The sequence below is a fragment of the Paramagnetospirillum sp. genome (assembly GCF_058402745.1).
This window is the reverse complement of the sequence record NZ_JBZVFI010000004.1, coordinates 1-19,507: the sequence shown is the minus strand read 5'-3', so window position 1 is coordinate 19,507 and position 19,507 is coordinate 1. Positions and strand designations below refer to the sequence as shown.

At 68.0% G+C, this 19,507-nt stretch carries 17 protein-coding genes; 11 read left to right on the top strand and 6 right to left on the bottom strand.

Translation table 11 applies throughout. The features are described from left to right. Nucleotides 1-38 precede the first annotated feature (38 nt). Nucleotides 39-1,037, bottom strand: a complete 999-nt coding sequence (locus ACV4UZ_RS03500; protein WP_491599564.1) for an IS30 family transposase — start codon at nucleotides 1,035-1,037, stop codon at nucleotides 39-41. A 423-nt stretch (nucleotides 1,038-1,460) separates the two neighbouring features. Here ACV4UZ_RS03500 and glpX point away from each other — a divergent pair, with 423 nt between their 5' ends. The 4 genes from glpX to rpe all read left to right on the top strand — a co-directional run bounded on the left by glpX (nucleotide 1,461) and on the right by rpe (nucleotide 6,270). Continuing rightward, complete coding sequence (gene glpX, locus ACV4UZ_RS03495; RefSeq protein WP_491599556.1) at nucleotides 1,461-2,423, top strand: class II fructose-bisphosphatase; 963 nt, start codon at nucleotides 1,461-1,463, stop codon at nucleotides 2,421-2,423. A gap of 32 nt (nucleotides 2,424-2,455) precedes the next feature. Beyond that, nucleotides 2,456-4,426: a transketolase gene (gene tkt, locus ACV4UZ_RS03490; RefSeq protein ID WP_491599555.1), complete on the top strand. Its 1,971-nt coding sequence runs from the start codon at nucleotides 2,456-2,458 to the stop codon at nucleotides 4,424-4,426. Between the two features lie 39 nt (nucleotides 4,427-4,465). Then, nucleotides 4,466-5,530, top strand: a complete 1,065-nt coding sequence (fba, locus tag ACV4UZ_RS03485) for a class II fructose-bisphosphate aldolase (RefSeq protein ID WP_491599554.1) — start codon at nucleotides 4,466-4,468, stop codon at nucleotides 5,528-5,530. A 98-nt stretch (nucleotides 5,531-5,628) separates the two neighbouring features. Then, the gene (gene rpe, locus ACV4UZ_RS03480; protein WP_491599553.1) at nucleotides 5,629-6,270 is read left to right on the top strand and encodes a ribulose-phosphate 3-epimerase; all 642 of its coding nucleotides are present in this window, start codon (nucleotides 5,629-5,631) and stop codon (nucleotides 6,268-6,270) included. Here rpe and ACV4UZ_RS03475 read toward each other — a convergent pair. Together ACV4UZ_RS03475 and ACV4UZ_RS03470 are read right to left on the bottom strand one after the other, a co-directional pair. After that, nucleotides 6,267-6,692: a VOC family protein gene (locus tag ACV4UZ_RS03475; protein ID WP_491599552.1), complete on the bottom strand. Its 426-nt coding sequence runs from the start codon at nucleotides 6,690-6,692 to the stop codon at nucleotides 6,267-6,269. The genes rpe and ACV4UZ_RS03475 overlap by 4 nt on opposite strands. Before the next feature lie 20 nt (nucleotides 6,693-6,712). Then, nucleotides 6,713-7,324 (bottom strand): pyridoxamine 5'-phosphate oxidase family protein, encoded by a 612-nt coding sequence (locus ACV4UZ_RS03470; protein WP_491599551.1) that lies wholly within the window; start codon nucleotides 7,322-7,324, stop codon nucleotides 6,713-6,715. Between the two features lie 190 nt (nucleotides 7,325-7,514). Between ACV4UZ_RS03470 and pdxR the strand changes: the two genes are divergently transcribed. The 7 genes from pdxR (at nucleotide 7,515) to phoB (ending at nucleotide 15,064) form a co-directional block, all read left to right on the top strand. Continuing rightward, nucleotides 7,515-8,969 carry a MocR-like pyridoxine biosynthesis transcription factor PdxR gene (gene pdxR, locus ACV4UZ_RS03465; protein WP_491599550.1) on the top strand — a complete coding sequence of 485 codons (1,455 nt, stop codon included), beginning with the start codon at nucleotides 7,515-7,517 and terminating at the stop codon, nucleotides 8,967-8,969. Between the two features lie 115 nt (nucleotides 8,970-9,084). Further along, entirely contained in the window at nucleotides 9,085-10,119 is a 1,035-nt protein-coding gene (locus ACV4UZ_RS03460) for a PstS family phosphate ABC transporter substrate-binding protein (protein ID WP_491599549.1), read from the top strand. A gap of 65 nt (nucleotides 10,120-10,184) precedes the next feature. After that, nucleotides 10,185-11,558 carry a phosphate ABC transporter permease subunit PstC gene (pstC, locus tag ACV4UZ_RS03455; protein ID WP_491599548.1) on the top strand — a complete coding sequence of 458 codons (1,374 nt, stop codon included), beginning with the start codon at nucleotides 10,185-10,187 and terminating at the stop codon, nucleotides 11,556-11,558. Nucleotide 11,559: 1 nt separating this feature from the next. Further along, a complete protein-coding gene (pstA, locus tag ACV4UZ_RS03450; protein ID WP_491599547.1) occupies nucleotides 11,560-12,864 on the top strand; it encodes a phosphate ABC transporter permease PstA in 1,305 nt (434 codons plus the stop codon). Between the two features lie 4 nt (nucleotides 12,865-12,868). Next, entirely contained in the window at nucleotides 12,869-13,648 is a 780-nt protein-coding gene (gene pstB / locus ACV4UZ_RS03445; protein WP_491599546.1) for a phosphate ABC transporter ATP-binding protein PstB, read from the top strand. 1 nt (nucleotide 13,649) lies between these two features. After that, nucleotides 13,650-14,345, top strand: a complete 696-nt coding sequence (phoU, locus tag ACV4UZ_RS03440) for a phosphate signaling complex protein PhoU (RefSeq protein WP_491599545.1) — start codon at nucleotides 13,650-13,652, stop codon at nucleotides 14,343-14,345. After that, nucleotides 14,342-15,064, top strand: coding sequence for a phosphate regulon transcriptional regulator PhoB (gene phoB, locus ACV4UZ_RS03435; RefSeq protein WP_491599544.1), 723 nt, complete (start codon nucleotides 14,342-14,344; stop codon nucleotides 15,062-15,064). Before phoU ends, phoB begins: the two co-directional genes overlap by 4 nt. Before the next feature lie 153 nt (nucleotides 15,065-15,217). On the opposite strand, the gene ACV4UZ_RS03430 is transcribed toward phoB, so the two are convergent. The 3 genes from ACV4UZ_RS03430 to ACV4UZ_RS03420 all read right to left on the bottom strand — a co-directional run. Then, complete coding sequence (locus tag ACV4UZ_RS03430; protein ID WP_491599543.1) at nucleotides 15,218-17,272, bottom strand: methyl-accepting chemotaxis protein; 2,055 nt, start codon at nucleotides 17,270-17,272, stop codon at nucleotides 15,218-15,220. A gap of 170 nt (nucleotides 17,273-17,442) precedes the next feature. Beyond that, nucleotides 17,443-18,981, bottom strand: coding sequence for a pentapeptide repeat-containing protein (locus ACV4UZ_RS03425; RefSeq protein ID WP_491599542.1), 1,539 nt, complete (start codon nucleotides 18,979-18,981; stop codon nucleotides 17,443-17,445). A gap of 96 nt (nucleotides 18,982-19,077) precedes the next feature. After that, a partial coding sequence (locus ACV4UZ_RS03420; protein WP_491599541.1) for a hypothetical protein occupies nucleotides 19,078-19,507 on the bottom strand: 430 nt, incomplete at its 5' end.

The following is a 19,507-nucleotide window of genomic DNA, read 5'->3' as shown; positions in this document are numbered from 1 at the left end:
CAAAACGTCGTCATTCCCGCGAAAGCGGGAAGATGGACTCACATTTCAAGTGCAACACCGAGATCGATGGCTTTTCCGAGGAAAGCCTCAAGCGGAGTTCGATATCCGAGGCACTTTCGCGGGGTGAGGTTGTAGTCCATGGCCAGGTCGTCCAGATCGGCCTGGGAAACTGCCGCGAGATCTGTTTTTCGCGGCAGTCCCCGCCGCATTCGCCCGATGGCGTTCTCGACGCCGCCCTTCTGCCAGGGGCTATGGGGATCGCAGAAATAGGTTTTCATGCGAAGCCTTGTCTTCAGGCGGCGATGGGCCGCGAATTCAGAGCCGTTATCGAAGGTGATGGTGCGGCGCTGCTCGGCAGGAAATCGCCGCAGCATGGCGGTCAGGCTGTCGGCGATTGGCTCGGCGGCTTTGCTGAGGTGATGCCGGAGCAGAAGCAGGCGCGAGCTACGTTCGTGCGCCACCAGGACGGCTTGGCGATAGCGGGAGAACAGCATCAGATCGGCTTCCCAGTGGCCGGTCTGGCGCCGGTCGGCGACCTCGGCGGGACGCTCGGCTACCGGCACTCGCTGGGGAATGAAATGCACCGAGCTGCCGCCCTTGCGGCCACGCCAGCCACGCTGAAACTTGGCGCGCGGCAGCAGCCGGTGCAGATAGTCCTTGTGGCTGTTCACGCGCCAGTAGATGTAGCGGTAAATTGACTCGTGGCTGATCACCGGCCTACCTTGCTCAAGCTCGAGCCGCCCGGCGATCTGCTCCGGGGACCATCCCATCGCAAGGCCGTCCAAGGTCAGTTTCCTGAGCGCGCTCGAGCGCTCCAGTTTGTAAAGCTTGCGCCGCCGCCGGGCGCGGGCCTGGATCATCGCCCAATCCACCTTGTAGCCGACTTGGGCGCCACTGTTGCGCTCCAGCTCTCGGCTGATTGTTGACGCCGCCCGGCCCAAGGCCCGGGCAATGGCTCGCCGAGATTTACCGTCTGCATGCAGACGGTAAATCTCGCACCGCTCATCCAGACTGAGCTGATTGTATCGTTGTCCCATCGCAGCACCCATTATAGCGGGTGTTGCACTTCGATCGTGAGCTTAGGGAATCCATGCATCAGCCAACTGCATCTTGTGTCGATGCCGCCAAATTGTGTCAACATGGACCCCCGCCTTCGCGGGGGTGACGGGTAAATGGAGTGGCAGGCGAGTTATTCCGCAGCCTGTTAAAGAGGCCTGTCATCCCGACGACCTCTCATCCTGGCGCGATGATTCAGGATTGGCACCAATATCCCAGACCGAGATCCCTCGACTTCGCTCGGGATGACAGGAAAGGTCGGATCGGATTTCCCCGCCCCTCCATCCGGGTGGCACGGCACCTATCCACAAGAATCTTGCGGATCGATCCGAACGGGTGTTCCTTCGCTTGACCCGGCCCCCCACTATCGGCCAAAACACCTCACCGGAAATTGGAAACGGCCGATGACCGAACAGCGACAGACCGGCAGCGTCGGAGTCTACGAGCTGCGCCGCGCCACCGAGGCGGCGGCGCGGGCCGCCTATGCCTGGATCGGACGGGGCGACAAGGCCCTGGCCGACGACGCCGCGGTGTCCGCCATGCAGGCCGAGCTGCAGGGCCTGGACCTGGACGCCCGGATGCTGATGGGCGAAGGGCCCAAGGACGAGATCGCCATGCTCTATCACGGGCAGCGCTTCGGACCGGAGGGCGGCACCCCCGCCTGGGATCTGGTGGTGGACCCGCTGGAGGGCACCTCGTTCCTGGCCAAGGGCATGACCAACGCCATGGCGGTGGTGGCCATGGCCCCCCACGGCGCCCTGTTCGACCCTGGCCCCGCCCGCTACATGGAAAAGCTGGCCGCGCCGCCCGCCGCCAAGGGCCGGATCGACCCCCAGGCCCCGGTGGCCGAGCGCCTGAAGCAGTTGTCCGCCGCCCTGAACAAGCCGGTCGAGGACATGACCGTCTACGTCATCGAAAAGCCGCGCCACAAGGCGCTGGTCAACGCCATCCACAATGCCGGAGCGCGCGTCGCGCTGTACCCGGCGGGCGACGTGGCCGGCGCCCTGATGGCCGCCATTCCCGAATCCGGCATCGACGCCCTGATGGGTACCGGCGGCACGCCGGAAGGCCTGCTGTCGGCGGTGGCGATCCGCGCCATGGGCGGCGAGTTCCTGGGCCGCATCGACCCCCAGCTGGCCACCGAGGCCGCCGCCGTGGAAGAGGCCGGCATGGACCTCACCCGCTGGTACCAGCTGGACGAGATGGTGCGCTCCGAGGACGTGATGTTCTGCGCCACCGGCATCACCACCGGCCTGCTGCTCGAAGGCGTCGAACGCTCGCGCCAGCTCGAGAAGACCCAGACCCTGATGATCGGCGGGGCCGCCGGGCCGCGCCAGATGCTGACCTCGTGGCACCGCCGCGCCTGACTTGAACCTTCACTCTCCTTAAGGACTCCTCGATGACCACCCACGCCGCTATGGCCAATGCCATCCGCTTCCTGACCATGGACGCCATCGAGAAGGCCAAGTCCGGCCATCCCGGCATGCCCATGGGCATGGCCGACGTGGCGACCGTGCTGTTCACCCGCTTCCTGAAATACGACGCCAAGGCCCCCAAATGGGCCGACCGCGACCGCTTCATCCTGTCGGCCGGCCACGGCTCCATGCTGCTTTACGCGCTGGGCCACCTCACCGGCTTCGAGGACCTGTCCGACATCGAGCAGATCAGGAACTTCCGCCAGCTGGGCTACCGCACCGCCGGCCATCCGGAATTCGGTCACGTCGCCATCGCCGAGACCACCACCGGCCCGCTGGGCCAGGGCATCGCCAACGCCGTGGGCTTCGCCCTGGCCGAGAAGCTGGCCGCCGCGCGGCACGGCGACGGCATCGTCGATCACTTCACCTACGTCATCGCCGGCGACGGCTGCCTGATGGAAGGCATCAGCCAGGAGGCCATCTCGCTGGCCGGGGTGTGGAACCTCGCCAAGCTGATCGTGCTGTGGGACGACAACCACATCTGCATCGACGGCGACACCTCGGTCTCCACCTCCGACGACCAGCTGGCCCGCTTCCAGGCCTCCAACTGGGACGTCTGCCGCGTCGACGGCCACGACCCGGAAGCCATCGCCACCGCCATCGCGGCGGCGCAAAAGTCCGGCCAGCCCAGCCTGATCGCCTGCAAGACCACCATCGGCTACGGCGCCCCCACCAAGGCGGGCAGCGAGAAGACCCATGGCGCCCCCCTGGGCGCCGAGGAGATCGCCGGGGCGCGCGCCAAGCTGGACTGGCCCCATGCGCCCTTCGAGATTCCCGCCGATGTCCTGAGCGCCTGGCGCGCCGCCGGCACCAGGGGCGCCAGCGCCCGCGCCGAGTGGGAGAAGCGCCTCGACGCCTATGCCGGCAAGGCCGAGTTCCTGCGCACCAATGCCGGCCAGCTGCCCGAGGCCTGGAAGCAGGCGGTCTCGGCCTTCAAGCAGAAGGTCTCGGCCGACGCCCCCAAATGGGCCACCCGCAAGGCCGGCCAGGAAGTGCTGGAAGCCCTGACCCCGGTGATCCCCGAGATGATCGGCGGCTCGGCCGACCTCACCCACTCCAACCTCACCATCACCAAGGCCACCAAGCCGGTGTCGGCCCGCGACTTCTCGGGCCGCTACATCCATTACGGCGTGCGCGAGCACGGCATGGCGGCGATCATGAACGGCCTGTCGCTCCACGGCGGCTTCATCCCCTATGGCGGCACCTTCCTGATCTTCGCCAACTACCTGTGGCCGGCGCTGCGCATGAGCGCCATGATGGACCAGCGGGTGCTCTACGTGCTGACCCACGATTCCATCGGCCTGGGCGAGGACGGCCCCACCCACCAGCCCATCGAGACCCTGGCGGCGCTGCGCGCCACCCCCAACGTGCTGGTGTTCCGCCCCGCCGATCCGGTGGAGACCATGGAGGCCTACGAGGCCGCCCTGGAAAACGCCACCGGCCCCAGCGTCTTCGCCCTGTCGCGCCAGAACCTGCCGACGCTCCGCACCACCCACACCGACGAGAACCTGACCGCCAAGGGCGCGTATGTGATTTCTGACGCCAAGGGCAAGCGCCAGGTGACCCTGATCGCCACCGGCTCGGAAGTCTCCCTGGCGATCGAGGCGCAGAAGCTGCTGGCCGACAAGGGCATCGCGGCGGCCGTGGTGTCCATGCCCTGCTGGGAACTGTTCGAACGCCAGCCGAAGGAGTATCGTTCTTCGGTGCTGGGTGAGGGTACCGTGCGGGTCGCCGTCGAGGCGCTGGGCACCTTCGGGTGGGAGCGCTGGACCGGCGAGAACGGCGCCGTCATCGGCATGAACGGCTTCGGAGCCTCGGCCCCCGCCGAGAAGCTTTACGAGCATTTCGGCATCACCGCCGCCAAGGTGGCTGAGGCCGCGCTGGCCCGCCTGTAAGAAGCGGGCCCAGGAACGCCAGGAAGGAGATGAAGTAAGATGTCCCTCGTTTCGATGCGCCAGCTCCTCGACCACGCGGCCGAGAACAGCTACGGCATTCCCGCCTTCAACGTGAACAACATGGAGCAGGTCAAGGCGATCATGGAGGCCGCCTCGGCCACCGATTCGCCGGTCATCCTCCAGGCCTCGGCGGGTGCGCGCAAGTATGCCGGCGAACCCTTCCTGCGCCACCTGATCCTGGCCGCCATCGAAGCCTATCCCCAGATTCCGGTCTGCATGCACCAGGACCACGGCACCAGCCCGGCGGTCAACGTGCGCGCCATCCAGTCGGGCTTCTCGTCGGTGATGATGGACGGAAGCTTGCGTGAAGACGGCAAGACCCCCGCCGACTGGGACTACAACGTCGCCGTCACCAAGCAGGTGGTGGACATCGCGCACGCCTGCGGCGTCTCGGTCGAGGGTGAGCTGGGCTGCCTGGGCTCGCTGGAAACCGGCACCGCCGGCAAGGAAGACGGCATCGGCGCCGAGGGCAAGCTGGACCATTCCCAGCTGCTGACCGACCCGGACGAGGCCGCCGAATTCGTCAAGCAGACCCAGGTGGACGCGCTGGCCATCGCCATCGGCACCAGCCACGGCGCCTACAAGTTCACCCGTCCGCCGACCGGCGAGGTGCTGGCCATCAAGCGCATCAAGGAAATCCACGCCCGCATCCCCAACACCCATCTGGTGATGCACGGCTCCTCCTCGGTACCGCAGGACCTCCTGAAGATCGTCAACGAGTACGGCGGCGCGCTGGGCGAGACCTACGGCGTGCCGGTCGAGGAAATCGTCGAGGGCATCAAGCACGGCGTGCGCAAGATCAACATCGACACCGACCTGCGTCTGGCCGTCACCGGCACCATCCGCAAGTACTTCCACGACAACCCCAAGAAGTTCGATCCCCGCGACTACCTGAAGCCCTCCATCGCCGCCATGGTCGAGGTCTGCAAGGCTCGCTACCAGGCCTTCGGCACCGCCGGCCAGGCCTCGAAGATCAAGGTGATCGGCCTGGAAGACATGAGCGCGCTGTACGCCAAGGGCGCCCTGGCTCCCAAGGTGAACTGAGAACCCTCTATATCGTCACCCCCGGGCTTGACCCGGGGGTCCATGGATGGCCGGGTCAAGCCCGGCCATGACGATTTCCAAGGACTGGACCCATCCCCATGACCGTCAAGATCGCGCCCTCCATCCTGTCCGCCGATTTCGCCCGCCTGGGCGAAGAGGTCAAGGCCATCGACGAGGCCGGATGCGACTGGGTCCACATCGACGTCATGGACGGCCATTTCGTCCCCAACCTCACCTTCGGCCCGGCCATCATCAAGGCCATCCGGCCCTATACCACCAAGGTCTTCGACGTCCACCTGATGATCGACCCGGCCCAGCCCTATATCGAGGACTACGCCAAGGCCGGGGCCGACATCATCGTGGTCCACGCCGAGGCCGACGTGCATCTGGACCGCTCGCTGCAGCTGATCCGCTCGCTCGGCAAGAAGGCGGGCGTGTCGCTCAACCCCTCGACGCCCGAGAACGTCATCGAATACGTGCTGGACAAGCTCGACCTCGTCCTGGTGATGAGCGTCAATCCCGGCTTCGGCGGCCAGAGCTTCATCGAGGCCCAGCTGGAAAAGATCGCCCGCATCAGGAAGATGATCGGCACCCGGCCCATCGACCTGGAAGTGGACGGCGGCGTCACCGCCGACAACGCCCACCGCGTGGTGGCGGCCGGCGCCAACGTCCTGGTCGCCGGCTCGGCAGTGTTCAAGACCAAGGATTATGCTGCTAATATCGCGGCGCTGCGTCGCTAGTCGGGCAACGTCAGCCTCCCCTCTTCATCCAGACCGAAACCGGGATTCCACGCCACTTCCCAGGCGAAGCCATCGGGATCGGCGAAATAGCCGGAATAGCCGCCCCAGAACGCCTCCTCGGCGGGTTTGAGCAGCGTCGCGCCCGCATTCACCGCTTCGGCCAGCACCCGGTCCACCTCGTCGCGGGTCCGTGTGTTGTAGGCCAGGGCGAAGCCGGCAAAGCCGCTGCCCTCGGCGGGCAGGCGGGCGTCGGCGGCCAGCTCCTGGCGGGGATAGAGCGACAGCGCCATGCCGCCCATCTGGTAGAAGGCGACGCCCTGGGCCGCCACCACCTTGCGCCGCCAGCCCAGGCCTTCGTAGAAGGCCCGCGCCCGCTCCAGATCGGCGACGCCCAGGGTGATCAGACTGATGCGTGGTTCCATGGGCGGCCCTCCTTTGCGGCTCAGGATGCGCCCGAAACCTCCCCATCGGCAATGGGCTCGCCCTTGACCACCGTCACCGGCACCACGCCCGCCCAGACCGGCCAGGACATGTCGGCCTCGTCGTCCACCGGCGGGCCGGAGCGCAGCTTGGCCGAGCCCTCGGCGATGGGCAGGGCCAGCAGGCGGGTTGCCGCCAGTTCCTTGTCGGTGGGCGGACGGACCTGGACAGAGCGCCCCGGCGCCAGCTTCTCGATCAGGGCGGCGAAGGCCGCCTCCTTTTCCACCGGGTCGGTGACCTCCTCCGCCCGGCCGAACACCATGACCGACCGGTAATTCATGGAATGGTGAAAGGCCGAACGGGCCAGCACCAGACCGTCCACCAGGGTGACGGTGACGCACAGTTCGGCGCCGGCCGCCATCACCTTGCCCAGCCGCGAGCCCACGCCCCCGTGGAACAGCACCCGATCGCCCATGCGCCAGTGGGTGGTAGGTATACCGACCGGTCGACCTTCTTCGACGAAGGCGATGGTGCAGGTCAGCGCCTCGTCGAGAATGGCCGCGATCAGCCGGGGATCATGGCTGCCCCGCTGGGGCCGCTGGCGGAGGGTGGTGCGTTCGGTAGTGGCAAGCATGGCGGGTTCTCCTCAATTTGTCATCCTGAGCGCCGCGAAGGATCTTTCAGGAAATCCCCCCAACGCTTCTGGCTGAAAGATCCCTCGGCGATGCCTCGGGATGACAGGTCGCGGTCATTCTTGCCTCCCAAGTGGTTCCCTTGAAAGGTCCACTTCTTTTATAATGAAGGAGCCACTTGCCGAGGCCGTCATGTCCCTCACCCTCGCCCTGCCCGCCGAAGACGGCGGGCTGCCCCTGCACCGCCGCCTCTACCTCGCCCTGCGGGAAGCCATCCTGGACGGGCGGCTGGGGGACGGCGCCGCCCTGCCCTCGTCGCGCGCCCTGGCGGCGCGATTGGGGGTGGCGCGCAACACCGTGCTGGCCGCCTACGACCAGTTGGCCGCCGATGGCTTCACCGAGGGGCGGCGGGGATCGGCGACCCGCGTCGCCGCCCGTCAGGGGCCGGTGGGCGCGCTCGTGTCCCCTCCGGCCGGACCGCCACCGCCGTCGGGCGCCAGAATCGCCGCCTGGAGCGCCACCCCGCCCATGCTGATGGTGCGCGACCCCACCCGCCCTCTCGCCCCCGGCGTGCCCGACCTCGCCGCCTTTCCCCATGCCGAGTGGCGGCGCGTGCTGGGGCGGCTGTGGCGGCGGCCGCCGGTGGAACTGATGTGCGGCATCGATCCCCTGGGCCACCCGCCGCTGCGCCGGGCCATCGCCGAGCATGTGGGCCGCACCCGGGCGGTGCGCTGTACCCCCGACCAGATCATGGTGGTGGGCGGCTCGCAGCAGGCGCTGGACCTGATCGCCCGCGTGCTGGTGGAACCGGGGGAAAGGGTGCTGGTGGAAGATCCCTGCTATGGCGGCCTGTCCGGTGTGCTGCGCGCCGCCGGGGCCAAGGCCGTGGCGGTGCCGGTGGACCGGGACGGCTTCGACCCCGCCCTGGCCGAAGGTCTCTGCCCGGATGCCCGGCTGGCCTGCGTCACGCCGTCCCACCAGTTCCCCACCGGCGCCACCATGCCGCTGGCCCGCCGCCTCGCCCTGATCGACTGGGCGGCGAGACAGGGCGGCTGGATCATCGAGGACGATTACGACAGCGACTTCCACCACGCCGGCGCCCCCACCGCCTCGCTGCAGGGTCTCGACCGCCAGGGGCGCACGCTGTATCTCGGCACCTTCTCCAAGAGCATGTTTCCCGGCCTGCGCCTGGGCTGGCTGGTGGTGCCGCCCTCGCTGCTGCCCGCCTTCGTGGCGGCGCGGCGCACCGCCGACATGGCGCCGGCCGGACTGACCCAGGCGGCCATGGCCGCCTTCATGACGGAAGGGCATTTCGGCGCCCATCTGCGGCGCATGCGCGCCCTGTACGGCCGGCGGCGGCTCCAGTTGCTGGAGGCGGCGACCCGCATCCTGGGGCCGGACCTGCCGGTCACCGCCGGCGAGGCCGGACTGCACGCCATTCTCCACCTGCCCGAGGGCTGCGACGAGGATGAAGCGGCCCGGGCGGCCCATGCCCACGGCCTGGCCCCCGCCCCGCTGGGCTTCCACCGTGTCATAAAAGGGGCGCCGGGACTGATTCTGGGCTATGGAAACCTGGCCGGGTGGAGCGTGGAGGAGGCCCTCGATCGCCTGCTTTCAGCCATTACCCCATTGATTCTACGCAATTAATATTCCTGTCACAAAACCTTAACGCTTGTGTCCCGGGACTGTAACACAGCGCCGATAGGATGCCGGCCGTGGGAGCCTGCCTTCCCACTCCCGTTGCACTCCCTTTGGAGGTTCCATGTCCACCAAGACCCTGGCCGTCGCCGCTGTCGCCCTGGCCGCCATCGCCACCACCGGCGCCGCCCATGCCCGCGATCAGATCCGCATCGTCGGTTCGTCCACCGTCTACCCGTTCTCCACCGCCGTGGCCGAAGCCTTCGGCAAGGGTGGCAAGTTCAAGACCCCGGTGGTCGAGAGCACCGGGTCGGGTGGCGGCCTGCGCCTGTTCTGCTCGGGCGTCGGCCCGGACTTCCCGGACATCACCAATTCGTCGCGCCGCATCAAGGCCTCCGAGGTCGAGTTCTGCGGCAAGAACGGCGTTACCGCCATCGCCGAGATGAAGATCGGCTATGACGGCATCGTGCTGGCCTCGTCCAAGAAGGCCAAGCCCATCAACCTGACTCGTCAGCAGATCTTCCTGGCGCTGGCCAAGGACGTGCCCCAGGGCGGCAAGCTGGTGCCCAATCCCTACCAGAAGTGGAACCAGATCGACCCGTCGCTCCCCGACGCCAAGATCGTCGTGCTGGGTCCGCCGCCCACCTCGGGCACCCGTGACGCCTTCGTCGAGCTGGTCATGGAGACCGGCGCCGAGAAGTTCCCCGAACTGGTCGAACTGAAGAAGGCCGACGCCAAGGCCTTCCAGAAGGCCTACAGCGCCATCCGCGAGGACGGCGGCTACGTCGAGGCGGGCGAGAACGACAACCTGATCGTCCAGAAGCTGGAAGCCAACACCGCCATCTTCGGCATCTTCGGCTATTCCTTCCTCGACCAGAACGGCGACAAGGTCCAGGGCGCCACCATCGAGGGCAACCAGCCGACCTTCGAGAACATCGCCAGCGGCAAGTACACCGTGTCGCGTCCGCTGTACTTCTACGTCAAGAAGACCCATGTGGGTCAGATCCCCGGCATCAAGGAATTCGTCGGCGAATTCTCCTCGGAGAAGGCCTGGGGCAAGAGCGGCTACCTGGCCGACAAGGGCCTGATCCCCATGCCGGACGCCGAGCGCAAGGAATGGGCCGCCAAGGGCGCCGCCCTCGACGACCTGAAGATGTGATCCAAGCGGGGGGAGCCGGAAGGCTCCCCCCTTTCCTTTCCTCATCCCCGGTTCCGGTCCAATCCATGCCCACCATCCTCCTTACCCTGGTCCTGCTGGGCCTCGCCTCCTTCGCCTACCATCTGGGCCGTGGCAAGGCCCGGGCGGTTTCGGCCGACGGCGTGGCGCTCCATTCGCTGCCCCGCTATCACGGATACTACGTGGCGCTGTGGTGCGGCCTGCCCGCGCTGATCCTGCTCTCCGCCTGGATGGTGCTCGAACCCCAGGTCGTCCGCGCCCTGACGGTGTCGGCCCTGCCCGCCGAACTGCGCGACCTGTCGTCCCAGCGCCTGGCCCTGGTGATCAACGAGGTGCGCAACGTGGCCCTGCACGGCGCCCGGCCCAGTTCCGAGGCGGTGGCCGAGGCGGCGCGGCACTATTCCTCGCTGTCCGCCAGCGGCAACTGGCTGCTGGCGGCGCTCAGTGCCGCCGTGGCGGTGGCCGGGCTCACCTGGGGCCGTTCGCGCATCCGCCCGGAGGCCCGCATGCGCAACGCGGTCGAACGGGTGGTGGGGCATGCGCTGATCGCCTGCTCGACGGTGGCCATCCTCACCACCATCGGCATCGTGCTGTCGCTGATCTTCGAATCCCTGCGGTTCTTCGAGCACGTGCCGCTGCATACCTTCCTGTTCGGCACCGAGTGGAGCCCGCAGATGGCCATCCGCGAGGACCAGGTGGGCAGCTCGGGAGCCTTCGGCGCCGTGCCGCTGTTCACCGGCACCCTGCTGATCAGCGCCATCGCGCTGGCAGTGGCGGTGCCGCTGGGCCTGCTGTCGGCCATCTACATGTCGGAATACGCCCAGCCGCGCTTCCGTGCCGTCGCCAAGCCGCTGCTGGAGATCCTGGCCGGCATCCCCACCGTGGTCTACGGCTTCTTCGCCGTGCTGACCATCTCGCCCTTCCTCAGGGGCGTGGGGGCCAAGCTGGGCCTGGGCATCGAGGCGGAAAGCGCGCTCGCCGCCGGGCTGGTCATGGGCATCATGATCATCCCCTTCGTCTCGTCGCTGTCCGACGACGTCATCACCGCCGTGCCCCAGTCCTTGCGCGAGGGCGCCTTCGGCCTGGGCGCCACCCGGTCGGAGACCATCGTCCAGGTGGTGCTGCCCGCCGCCCTTCCCGGCATCATCGGCGGCGTGCTGCTGGCCGCGTCGCGCGCCATCGGCGAGACCATGATCGTGGTGATGGCCGCCGGCATGGCCGCCAACCTCACCGCCAATCCCTTCGCCGCCGTGACCACCGTCACCGTGCAGATCGTCACCCTGCTGGTGGGCGACCAGGAATTCGACAGTCCCAAGACCCTGGCCGCCTTCGCCCTGGGCCTGGTCCTGTTCTGCGTCACCCTGACGCTGAACGTCATCGCGCTGCACATCGTCAACAAATACCGCGAGAAGTACGACTGACATGGCCGAAACCTCCACTGCCACCGCCGCCACCGCCCGCACGGACGTGATCACCAAGCGCCTGGCGAGCCGCCATGCCGCCGAGCGCCGCTTCCGCGCCATCGGCATCGGCGCCGTGGTCATCTCGGTCGGCTTCCTCGCCACCTTGCTGTTCAACATCCTGTCCAACGGGTTCGGCGCCCTGATCCAGGCCCGCATCCTGCTGGAGGTCAGCTTCGACCCGGCGATCATGGACATCGGCGACAGGCGCGACCCCGACTCGCTCAATGCCGCCGATTTCAACGGCGTGATCAAGGCCGCCATGGCCGCCCGCTTCCCCGAGGTCACCGGACGGGCGGAAAAGCGCGAGCTGAACGCCCTGCTGTCCAACGGCGCCGGCGACGTGCTGCGCGCCATGGTGAAGGAAAACCCCGCCCTGATCGGCACGGCCCAGCCGGTCTGGCTGATCGCCTCGTCGGACGTGGACATGGCCCTCAAGGGCATCATGCCGCGCAAGGCGGGTGTCGAAGGGCTGCGCCTTTCCGAACGCCAGCTGGCCTGGATGGACAAGCTGGAGGCCGACGGCGTCCTGGCCAGCAAGTTCAACACCCGCCTGTTCACCTCGGGCGACTCGCGCGAGCCGGAACTGGCCGGCCTCTTGGGCGCCATCGTGGGCTCGGCCTTCTCGCTGACCATCACCTTGCTGATCTGCTTCCCCATCGGCGTGGCCACCGCCGTCTATCTCGAGGAATTCGCGCCCAAGAACCGGTGGACCGCCCTGATCGAGGTCAACATCAACAATCTGGCGGCGGTGCCCTCGGTGGTGTTCGGCCTCTTGGGCCTCGCCATCTTCCTCAACACCTTCGGCCTGCCCCGCTCGGCGCCGCTGGTGGGCGGCCTGGTGCTGGCCCTGATCAGCCTGCCCACCATCATCATCGCCGGCCGCGCCGCCCTTAAGGCCGTGCCGCCGTCCATCCGCCAGGCCGCCATGGGGCTCGGCGCCTCCAAGCTGCAGACCGTCACCGACCACGTCCTGCCGCTGGCCATGCCCGGCATGCTGACCGGCACCATCCTCGGCATGGCCCACGCCCTGGGCGAGACCGCGCCCTTGCTGATGATCGGCATGGTGGCCTTCATCGTCGACGTGCCGGCCGGGCCGCTGGACCCGGCGGCGGTGCTGCCGGTGCAGGTCTATCTGTGGTCGGACAGCCCCGAACGCGGCTTCGTCGAGAAGACCTCGGCGGCGATCATCGTCCTGCTGGCCTTCCTGTCCCTGATGAACCTGGGGGCCATCTGGCTCCGTAAGAAATTCGAACGTCGGTGGTAGACCCATGAACCAGTTCATTCCCCGCGGCACCTTCAAGATTTCGGCGCGCGGCCTCAACGTCCATTACGGCGACAAGCATGCGCTGCACGACATCGACCTGGACATCCCGGCCGGCGAGGTCACCGCGCTGATCGGCCCCTCGGGATGCGGCAAGTCCACCTTCCTGCGCTGCATCAACCGCATGAACGACATGGTGGACGGCGCCCGGGTCAGCGGCACGCTGACGCTGGACGGCAGCGACGTCTACGACCGCTCGCTGGACGTGGTGCAACTGCGCGCCCGGGTCGGCATGGTGTTCCAGAAGCCCAACCCGTTCCCCAAATCCATCTACGACAACGTGGCCTATGGGCCGCGCATCCACGGCCTGGCCCGCGACCAGGCCGAGCTGGACGAGATCGTCATGAACAGCCTGGAAAAGGCCGGCCTGCTGGCCGAGGTGGAAAGCCGCCTGTCGGAATCCGGCACCGGCCTGTCGGGCGGCCAGCAGCAGCGCCTGTGCATCGCCCGCGCCATCGCGGTGCAGCCCGAGGTGATCCTGATGGACGAGCCCTGCTCGGCGCTGGACCCCATCGCCACCGCCAAGGTGGAGGAGCTGATCGACGAACTGCGCGACAACTTCACCATCGTCATCGTCACCCATTCCATGCAGCAGGCGGCCCGCGTGTCGCAGCGCACCGCCTTCTTCCACCTGGGCAAGCTGATCGAGGTGGGCGGCACCGAGGAGATCTTCACCAATCCCAAGGAGCCGCTGACCCAGGGCTACATCACGGGCAGGTTCGGTTGACATGGCGGATCACACGGTCAAGTCCTACGACGACGAACTGGCCCACCTGTCCGGCATGATCGCCCGCATGGGCGGGCTGGCCGAGGCCCAGCTGGGCGCGGCGCTGCAATCCCTTTCCCGGCGCGACGACGAGCTGGCCCAGCGGGTGATCGACAACGATTGCCGCATCGACGAGTTGGACCACGAGGTGGATTCCTTCGCCGTGCGCCTGCTGGCCCTGCGCCAGCCCATGGCCGGCGATCTGCGCCACATCGTGGCGGCGCTGAACATCTCGGGCGAGATCGAGCGCATCGGCGACTACGCCGCCAATCTGGCCAAGCGCACCCTGGTGCTCAACCAGCTTGCCCCCACCCCCAAGACCGCCGGCGTGGTCCGCCTGGGCGAACTGGTCCTGACCCTGCTGAAGGACATCCTGGACGCCTATGTGGACAAGGACCTTCAAAAGGCCATCGGCGTCTGGGGACGCGACGAGGACGTGGATTCCCATTACAATACGGTCTTCCGTGACCTGATCGCCCAGATGACCGAAGATCCCGGCACCATCACCGCCTCGACCCACCTCTTGTTCATCGCCAAGAACATGGAACGCATCGGCGACCACGCCACCAACATCGCCGAAACCCTGCACTTCCAGATTCTCGGCACCCAGCCCAAGGGTGACCGGCCCAAGGGCGTTTCCCTCGGAGCCCCGGAATGACCGCCCGCGATAGTGCCAATCCCTCCAAGCCCCTGGTTCTGGTCGTCGAGGACGAAGCGGCGCTGGCCACCATGCTGCGCTACAACCTGGAGAAGGAAGGCTACCGCGTCGCCGAGGCCGGCGACGGCGAGGAGGCGCTCACCGTGCTGGCCGAGCGCAAGCCCGATCTGGTGCTGCTGGACTGGATGCTGCCCTCGCTGTCGGGGATCGAGGTCTGCCGCCAGATCCGCCGCAAGCCCGCCACCCGCGAACTGCCCATCATCATGCTGACCGCCCGGGGCGAGGAGGGCGACAAGATCCGGGGGCTGAACACCGGCGCCGACGATTACCTGACCAAGCCGTTCTCGCTGCCCGAGCTGATGGCCCGCGTCCGGGCGCTCTTGCGCCGCGCCCAGCCGGTCAGCCAGAAGGGCCAGATCAGCTGGGGCGACATCACCATGGACCTGGCCGCCCACCGGGTGACGCGGGGCGCCAAGCCCATCCATCTCGGCCCCACCGAATTCCGCCTGCTGCAATTCTTCCTGCAGCACCCCGGCACCGTGTTCTCGCGCGAGGAATTGCTGGACGCCGTCTGGGGACCGGACATCTATGTGGAGCCGCGCACCGTGGACGTCCACATCCGCCGCCTGAGGAAGGCGCTGAACTGCGACACCGAGGCCGACATCATCCGCACGGTACGCGCCGCCGGCTACGCGCTGGACAGCGAGGACGCGGCGTAATGCCCTCCGTCATTTGAACCGGCCAGTCATCCTGACGACCGCAGGGAGGAAGAATCTTTCAGCCGCAAGCGGCTGCCGCCATGGCGTGAGAGATCCCTCGCCAAAGCTCGGGATGACAGGAAGAGCGGTTCTTTCGGCGGACGGCATACCCCCCTACACCGCCCGGATGTCGCCCAGGAAGCCGTCGATGGTGGTCTTGAGGCGCACCGCCTCGTCACCCATGGCCTTCGATGCGTCCAGAACCTCGGCGGCGGCGGCGCCGGTGCGGCCGGCGGCGTCCTGAACCCCGCCCACATTGGCCGAAACCTCGGCGGTGCCGGCGGCGGCCTGCTCGACGCTGCGCGCGATCTCCTGGGTGGCGGCGCTCTGCTCCTCCACCGCGCTGGCGATGCCCGACGTGATCTCGCCCACCTCGCGGATGATGGCGACGATGTCGCCGATGGCCTGCACCACCTTCTCGGTCTGCTGCTGCACCGAGGCGATCTGCTGGCCGATCTCGCCGGTGGCCCTGGCCGTCTGGTTGGCGAGGTTCTTCACCTCGCCGGCCACGACGGCGAACCCTTTCCCCGCCTCGCCGGCGCGGGCCGCCTCGATGGTGGCGTTCAAGGCCAGCAGGTTGGTCTGCGACGCGATGTCGTTGATCAGGGTCACCACCTCGCCGATCTTGCCGACCATGGTGGCCAGCCCGGTGACGGTGCCCTGGGCCTCGCCGGCTTCCGCCACGGCATTGCCGGAAATCTCGGCGGAGCGGTGAACCTGACGGCCGATCTCCTGGATGGAGGAGGTCAGCTCCTCGGCGGCGGCGGCCACGGTCTGGACATTGGCCGAGGCCAATTCGGTGGCGCCGGCCACCACGGTGGCGCGGCTGTTGGTGTCGCTGGCCGCCGCGCTCATGGAGGCGGCGGTGCCCTGCAGCCGGTGGGCGGCGGCGGAGACCGCCTCGACCATGCGTTCGGCCGAACCCTGAAAGCGGTTGACCAGCGTCTCGATGGCCTGGCCGCGCAGTTCGCGCTGATGGGCCTCGGCCAGCTGCTTCTCGGCCAGATCGTGGCCCCTCATCATGGCGTCCTTGAAGACCTGCACCGAGCGGGCCATGGCCCCCATCTCGTCGCCGCGCTCGACGCCGCCCACGCTGACCGAGAAATCGTCGGCCGACAGCCGCTCCATGGTGGCGACCAGCGAGCCGATGGCCGAGGTCATCTGGCGCACCACCGTCCAGGCCACCGCCAGGGCGATGACCAGGGCGGCGATGACGCCCAGGATGGTGGTCATCAGAACCCCCTTGGCGTCGCCGTTGACCTGGGCGGCCAGGGCCTGGACGTCGGCGGCCATGCGGTCCTCGACCTTCTTCAGCAGGTTGATGCGCGCGGTGGAGGCGGCGAACCAGGCGGGGCCGGTGACGTCGCCCACCGTGCCGGTGGCCGGGCTGTCCAGCCCCACCTTGCGCATGCGCTCCACCGTGCGGGTCGCCTCGTCGTCCAGGGTGGCGCGGAAGAAATCGGCCTGATCCGGATTGGCGTTGGTCTGGAACTCGCCCAGGAACAGCTGCTGCTCGGCGACGATGGAGACGAAGCGGCGATAGATGTCGGGCTCGAACTTGCCCGCCGCGAAGGCGCCGGCGGCGGTGGCCCGCTCCTGGCCGGCCTTTTCCTTGCCTTCCATCAGCTTGAGATAGGCGCCGATCATGCGCCCCACCCGCACGTCGCTGGACAGCAGCGCGATCTGGTTGACCACGTCCAGCTGGAAGCGGATGGTCTCGGTGAAATTGCCCAGCGAGGCGCGCCCCTCGATGGCCAGGGTGTCGATGGCGCCCCGCGTGGCGATCAGCGCGTCCAGCCGCTTGACGGCGGCCTCCACCTTGGGCGGGAAGCTCTTGCCCAGGGCGGCGGTGTCCACGCCGGCCAGGGAGCGGACCAGCCTGTCGCGCGCCTCGTCGGTCAGCTTGCGCTGGGCCTTGAGCTCGGCCCCGAATTTCTCGCCCTTGCTGCCGAGATAGACGGCCGAGGCGCCACGCTCCTTCTGCACCTCGTGCACCAGGGCGCTGATGTCGGCGGTGAGCGGAGCGATGCCGGCCAGGGTGGAGGTTTCCGCCACCACCCGCGCCTTGTCGCTGATGACATAGGCCGCCAACCCGACGATCAGGATGACCGGGAAAAGAAACGACAGGCCGATCTTGGCCGAAATCCTGATGTCGGTCAGCCGCATCATGGGTGAGCCTCCGCATTGAACCCTACGGACAAGGCCCCCCGACCCTTTCCCGACTTTTCCTGATACATACGAAAGTAATGTATCTTCGTAAGCTCAATCTTGTATCGAAAAGGTGCGTTTTCAAGTCAGGGTTTGTACTGATAGCAGTTTGCGCCCTGGCCTGGGCTCACTCAGACCAGACGCTCGTCTTCCCCGAGTGGACGGAAAAGCCCGGGCGGCAGGCGGGTCGCCTTGTCGCAGATGGCCTTGTCGATCTGCATCTGGGTCAGGTTCTCGGCCCGGGACAGATCGGCGTCGCGCAGGTCGGCGCCCATCATGATGGCCCCCTTGAAATCGGCCCCGGCGGTGCGCGATCCGGTGAGCGACGCGCCCGACAGGTCGGTGCCGCGCAGCACGGCGCCTTCCAGATTGCTGAGGTCGAGCTTGGCATGGCGAAGGGCCGCCACGCCGAGATTGGCCCCGCCCAGATTGGCGGCCGACAGGGTGGCGTGGCGGAAATCCGACCCGTCGAGACGCGCCTCGGCCAGGCAGGAATCCGACAGGTCCACCTCGCGGAAGGTGGCGTTGGCGAGAACGGCGCCCGACAGATCGACGCCGGCCAGATCCATGCCGGTGAAGGTGGCGCGCTTGCCCTCGGCCCCCTTGCTCTGCAGCCATTTGGCATGCTCGGCCACCACGGCGGAAACGTCCAGGGCCGCCACGTCGCGGCCCTTGCGCGCCTTGTGGCCGGCCTGGGCCATGGCCTCTTCCCATTGCTTGCGGCGCCGGGCCGCGCGGCGCCGCGCCTCCTCGGCATCGGGATCGGGGCGGATGCCCGCCACCTCGATGGGATCGTCGGACAGCTTGCGCACCGGCGCCAGATCCTCGTCCGACAGCTTGCCCCCCGAGGGTCGGCGGGCGGGAGCATCGGCACCGGCCGAGGGGAAGCCGGCCTTGCCGCCCCCCGGGGACGGATTGCGGGCGGCGGGCGGAGGGGAAGCCGGCGTCGGCGCCGGAGCGGGAACGGAAGCGGGAACGGGAGACGGCGGAGGCTTCGGCGCGCCGTCCAGGGCGGCCACGGGGCCGTTGCGCGCCGGGCGCGGATCGGCGGGCGAGGCGGAAATGCCGGTTCGCGCCTCGAGCCGCGCCATCAGGGCGGCCACCTCGGGAATGGCTTCGGGCTGGGCATTTGCCCCCCCGGCCGGAGACGGGCCGGCATCGCCGGCCGCAAGCTCGGGCAGCGGGTCGGCCTCCTTGATGAAATTACGCTTGGGCGCCTCGGCCAGTTGGGCGGGCGGGGGCATGCGCACCGGCTTGGCCAGGGTCTCGCCCACCCGGTGGCCCAGCTCGTGGCCGGAAATGGGCTTGGGCACCACGCCTTCGATGCCCAGCACCCTGGCGCGGTCGAGGGCATCCTTCATGGTCGATGGCGCCACCGCCAGCACCGGCAGGGATTCGTTGGGGTTGCCGAGCGGGCGGCGAATGCCTTCCAGCACCCGCAGCCCCTCCTCCGGCCGGGTGGCGAGGTCGATGAGCAGGATATCGAAGCCCTGGCCCAGCAGTTTGTCCAGATCGGCGACCTGATCGAAGGACACCACTTCGCGCACGTTCAGCTTGCGGAACGTCTGGCGGGCAAGGAAGCGGAACTGGTCGTCCAGACCGAACACCAGCACCCTGATCTTCTTCCAGTCCGTACCCTCGACCGACTGGGTCACCGTCGGATGACGCATCTACGTATGAGCCCTCATTCTTCCCGCATCGCTACAATAGTGATCCCCCCCCGCCGGAGCAATCGTCGAAGCGTGCCGGAATCTGTTGGCCTTGCGTCAGTGGCCGACCGGCTTCCAGCCGGGATGGTCGAAATGGGCCTGATAGCGGTCCAGCGCCTTCATCGCCGACACCACCCCCGTGGCGCGGTCGCCGCCCTTGCCCTTCATCACGTCGGTGGCCGAGATCAGGTCGGCCAGCACGATGTGCAGTTGCGCGTCCACCGCCTCGGGCAGCTTGCATTGCTGGGCGATGGCGTCGATGTGGCCGAGAATGGAAGCGGCCAGGGCGTCGAACTGGCCGGGAGAATAGCGCCTGTCGTGGACCGGGCCGAGGGCGGCGCGCAGGCCGTCGCCGATGGCGGCCATGCCCTGGCGCAAGGGGGCGTCGGTCTGCCACTTCCGGCCATGGTCGAGGGTCAGCTTGCCGGCGGCCGGGGCGGAATCGTCGTGGGAATGGCCGGAAGCCGCCATCACCGGCGTGGCGAGG